Source organism: Caballeronia sp. LZ065 (assembly GCF_031450975.1).
Classification (GTDB): domain Bacteria; phylum Pseudomonadota; class Gammaproteobacteria; order Burkholderiales; family Burkholderiaceae; genus Caballeronia.
On sequence record NZ_JARUXV010000012.1, the window covers coordinates 1 to 4308 of the forward strand.

The window sequence follows — 4308 nt, forward strand, 5'->3', positions numbered from 1 at the left end:
ACCGGGGTCGGTAGAACCGCCATCGACGATCATCGCGTCGGGCTGTTGATCGATGCCGCGCCAGAAGTCGGCCACCGGGATGCCGTAGCCCAGGATGCCATTCGGCGTCAGGATCTTGATTTCGTCCTTCATGAAGTCTCCTTGCGATTCCTTTGGAGCGCCGCATGCTTCGGCATGACGCAAGAGGCGCAGTCGTATGAACCGATTATGTCGATGCCCACGCCACGACACTATTTGCTTTATGAGATAGACTCATAGACATTCCTGATAAAACCCGGAGACCTTGGGCCATGACGTCCGACAAGCCGGACGAAGCCGCGCATGCCGCGGCGCCGGTCACGCTGCGTTTCGACCTCGTCGAACTGGAGACTTTTCTTGCCGTGGTGGAACTGGGCAGCTTCAGCGCCGCCGCCAGGCGTCTGCATATCTCCCAGCCTTCCGTGACGGCCCGCGTGCAGCGGCTCGAATCGACCTTGAAGACACGCTTGCTCGTGCGCACCACGCGTCACGTGGAGCCGACCACCGCCGGCAAGCGTTTGCGCGAGCACGCCGAAGCCGCGCTGCGCGACCTCCGCAAGCTGTTGACCGAATTCCAGGCCGACGCCGAAGCAGCGCGGCTGCGTGTGGTCGTCGCCGCCACGCCGATGATCTCGGCCGTCATGCTGCCCTCGCTGATCCATTCCTTCTGCCAGCGTTATCCGGACGTGCAGATCCAGTTGCGCGACCTGCAATATGAAGACGTGGTCGCGCGGATCGAGAGCAGCGAGGCGGATCTTGCCGTCGTCGCGTTCGATAACGATTCGAGCAAGCTGAGTTTCGAGGCGCTCACGGAAGAAGACATGCTGGTCGTGGTGCCGACCTCGCATGCGCTCGCGCCCGCCGGTGAAGTGACGCTGGAGCAACTCGCGCAAGTCCCGCTGATGCTGCTGGACCGCTATTCGATCCTGCGCGAACGGCTCGCCGACGAGTTCGCGAAACGCGGCCTCGCGCTGCGGCCGATGCATCACGCCGCCAACCTGAGCACGCTGCTCGGCATGGTGGACGCGGGTCTGGGAGCCACCTTCCTGCCGCGCTCGATGGCGCAGCGCTACGCCCGCGACACCCGCGCCACACTCCAGGTCACCGACGTCAAGCTGATGCGCAGCTTCGGCATTCTGCGCTCGCGCGATGCGGACCTGAGCGCCGCCGCGCTCAGCTTCGTGCGGCATTTGGAGGCGAACTTCGGCGCGACGCTGACCAGCGACGCGGCGCAGGCCTGAGACGATGATGCGAGCGCTTGCCACCTGTCAAAGCGCTGATCTATCCGCTGATCTATCCGCTCATCTATCCGTTTTATCGATCAATCCATCGCGACTTCGAAATTGTTCTGCGGGACGCGCGACTCTAGACTGGGTTCATGCAGCGCAGATGCCATGCGCTCATCTCATTCCGGAGACTTTCATGACGCTCAAGAACAATCAGACCTTCCGCGACGCACTGTCGGCCTTCCCGAGCGGCGTCACCATCGTGTCGACGACCGACGAAGCAGGCCGCCACTGGGGCTTCACCGCCAGCTCGTTCTCGTCCGTATCGATGGACCCGCCGCTCGTGCTGGTGTGCATCGCCAACAAGGCGGATTCGCACGCGGCCTTCGTCACCGCGCAGCGCTACGCAATCAACATCCTCTCGCAGGATCAGAAGGACGTCGCGATGCACTTCGCGCGCAAGGGCGTCGACAAGTTCGCCCCGCACGGCTTCCGTTATGGCACCGGTGACAATCCGCATCCGCCCGTGCTGCCGGGCTCGATGGCCTCGCTCGTGTGCGTCGCGCGCGACGTGCACGAAGCCGGCGATCATACGGTGTTGATTGGCGAGATCCAGGAAGTCGAACTGTGCGAAGCCACGCCGCTCGTCTATTACAACCGGGGTTTTCGCAGCCTCGAACTCGAAACCGAAGATTCACTTTCCTGAGCGCATCGCATGAACGCATTCAGTTTCACCACGGTTCCCTCGCTCATCGTCGAATATGGCAGCGCCCGACGCCTCGGCGCGCTGCTGCGCGAGCGCTATCGCAACGAGCAGCGCGTCGTGCTCGTGACCGACCGCTTCCTCAATCAAAGCGGCCTGATCGCGCCCGCACTCGATGACCTCGCCGCCCAAGGCTGGGACGTCACCGTAATCGATGACGTCGTCGCCGATCCGCCCGATCACGTCGTGCTCGACGCCGCCGCACGCGCGAAGGCCAGTGGCGCGCAGATCGTGCTGGGGCTCGGCGGCGGCTCGTCGATGGACGTCGCCAAGCTGATCGCCGTGCTGTGCGCAAGCGAGCAGCCGCTCGACAAGATGTATGGCGTCGGCAACGTGGAAGGCCCGCGCCTGCCGCTCGTGCTGATTCCGACCACGGCGGGCACTGGCTCCGAAGTCACGGCCATCTCCATCGTCACGACCGGCGCGACCACCAAGAGCGGCGTCGTCTCGCCGATTCTGTATCCGGACATCGCGCTGCTCGACGCCGAACTCACGCTCGGTCTGCCGCCGCAGGCCACCGCCGCGACCGGGATCGACGCGATGGTGCATGCGATCGAGGCCTATACCTCGGCGCGTCTGAAGAACCCGCTGTCCGACATGCTCGCCAAGGAAGCGCTGCGCCTGCTGTATGCGAACCTGCTGCCCGCGTGCCGCGACGGCAAGGACCGCGCCGCTCGCGAAGCCATGTTGCTCGGCGCGACGCTCGCCGGCCAGGCGTTCTCGAATGCGCCCGTCGCCGCGGTGCATGCGCTCGCCTATCCGCTCGGCGGACACTTCCATGTGCCGCATGGGCTGTCGAATGCGCTCGTGCTGATGCACGTACTGCGCTACAACGCGTCCGCCGCTGCCGCGCTCTATGCGGAACTCGCGGACGTGCTCGGCTGCGCGGCCCCCGGCGACAGCGCCGAAGCCAAGACCGAAGCCTTCGTCCAGGCGATGCAGACGCTCGTCAACGAGACCGGCATCCCTCGCACGCTGCGCGAAGTGGGCGTGGAGGAAGCGCATCTGCCGATGCTCGCCTCCGACGCGATGAAGCAGCAACGCCTGCTCATCAACAATCCGCGCGAGATGACCGAGACCGCTGCGCTCGACATCTACAAGGCCGCGCTATGAACGCGCCGTCGCAACCGGTCAAGCCCTTGCGCATTGCGTTCGTGCAAGCGTGCTGGCATCGCGAGATCGTCGATCAGTGCCGGCATGCGTTTCTTGCCCGCGTTGCGGACCGGGGCTTCGATGCAAGCGCCGTCGAGTGCTTCGAGGTGCCGGGCGCGTTCGAACTGCCGTTGCATGCGAAGCTGCTCGCCACGCGCGGTGGTTTCGATGCGGTGGTGGCGGCCGGACTGGTCGTCGATGGCGGCATCTACCGCCATGAGTTCGTCGCGCAGGCGGTCATCAACGGTCTGATGCAGGTCCAGCTCGACACGCTTACGCCGGTGTTCTCGGCGGTGCTCACGCCGCATCATTTTCATGCGGGCGAAGAGCATCTGCGCTTCTTCCACGATCACATGAGCGTGAAGGGGCGTGAAGTGGCGAATGCGTGTATCGACACGCTGGAGCGCGTGGCGCTGATTGCCTGATCACACGTTTCAGGAACGACAAAGGCATCCGGTTTGCAGACCGGATGCTTTTTTTATGTGCATGGAGGATGAAGGTCCGTGCACGGCATGCAAGATTCCGTACTACGCCCTCATACAACATCACGCGCCAAGGCCAAGGCCATAAAAAAGCTTGCCAAGGAATCGGGCAATGTTATGCCGAATTGACCTGGCGAATTTCACCCCCGCACAACCGCCTCCGGGTTCTATGGATCGGCATTGAGACGCGCGATATCCGATCTTATAACTGTGCCGGTTAGCGCGTTCATCGGCGTGTTGAAAGCCGGTTACGACGCTCGAAATTATATCTTGTGAGCAGTGATTTAGCGCTTTGAATTTAGTCAAAGCAGCGTGAACCGGATTAATGATGCTTATCGGCATTGATTTATTCGGATACCGGTTCTTGACAGCGTGCGCACTCTGAATAATTAAGAAAAGTCGCGTTCAAACTTATGCAGTCGCGGGGATACATTGACAGTCGGTCGAATACGCAACCCGCGTGTTCCGCTTCAGATCGATTGTCGAGGTTTCATCGTGTCGAATGCCGGATTACTGAATCGTGGAATGTTTGAGCGCAGCGCGGCGGACATTGCCTGGGCGGCGCTCGGCTCGAAGCAAGCTTCAACGCCCTGAACGCCGGCATGGGCATCGATCCGGCATTACGCGCGAACAGCAACCTGCAACTCGTGGTCGCCTGGATGCTGGC

4 protein-coding genes are annotated in these 4308 nt (G+C 62.6%); all 4 read left to right on the forward strand.

From position 1 onward, the window contains the following. Nucleotides 1–290 precede the first annotated feature (290 nt). On the forward strand, nt 291–1259 hold the full coding sequence (locus QCE63_RS35295; RefSeq protein ID WP_309839875.1) for a LysR family transcriptional regulator: 969 nt from the start codon (nt 291–293) through the stop codon (nt 1257–1259). 181 nt (nt 1260–1440) lie between these two features. Then, a complete protein-coding gene (locus QCE63_RS35300; RefSeq protein WP_309839876.1) occupies nt 1441–1950 on the forward strand; it encodes a flavin reductase family protein in 510 nt (169 codons plus the stop codon). Between the two features lie 9 nt (nt 1951–1959). After that, nucleotides 1960–3120, forward strand: coding sequence for an iron-containing alcohol dehydrogenase (locus QCE63_RS35305; RefSeq protein ID WP_309839877.1), 1161 nt, complete (start codon nt 1960–1962; stop codon nt 3118–3120). Further along, entirely contained in the window at nt 3117–3584 is a 468-nt protein-coding gene (locus tag QCE63_RS35310) for a 6,7-dimethyl-8-ribityllumazine synthase (protein ID WP_309839878.1), read from the forward strand. The genes QCE63_RS35305 and QCE63_RS35310 overlap by 4 nt, the downstream gene beginning before the upstream one ends. Nucleotides 3585–4308 lie beyond the last annotated feature (724 nt).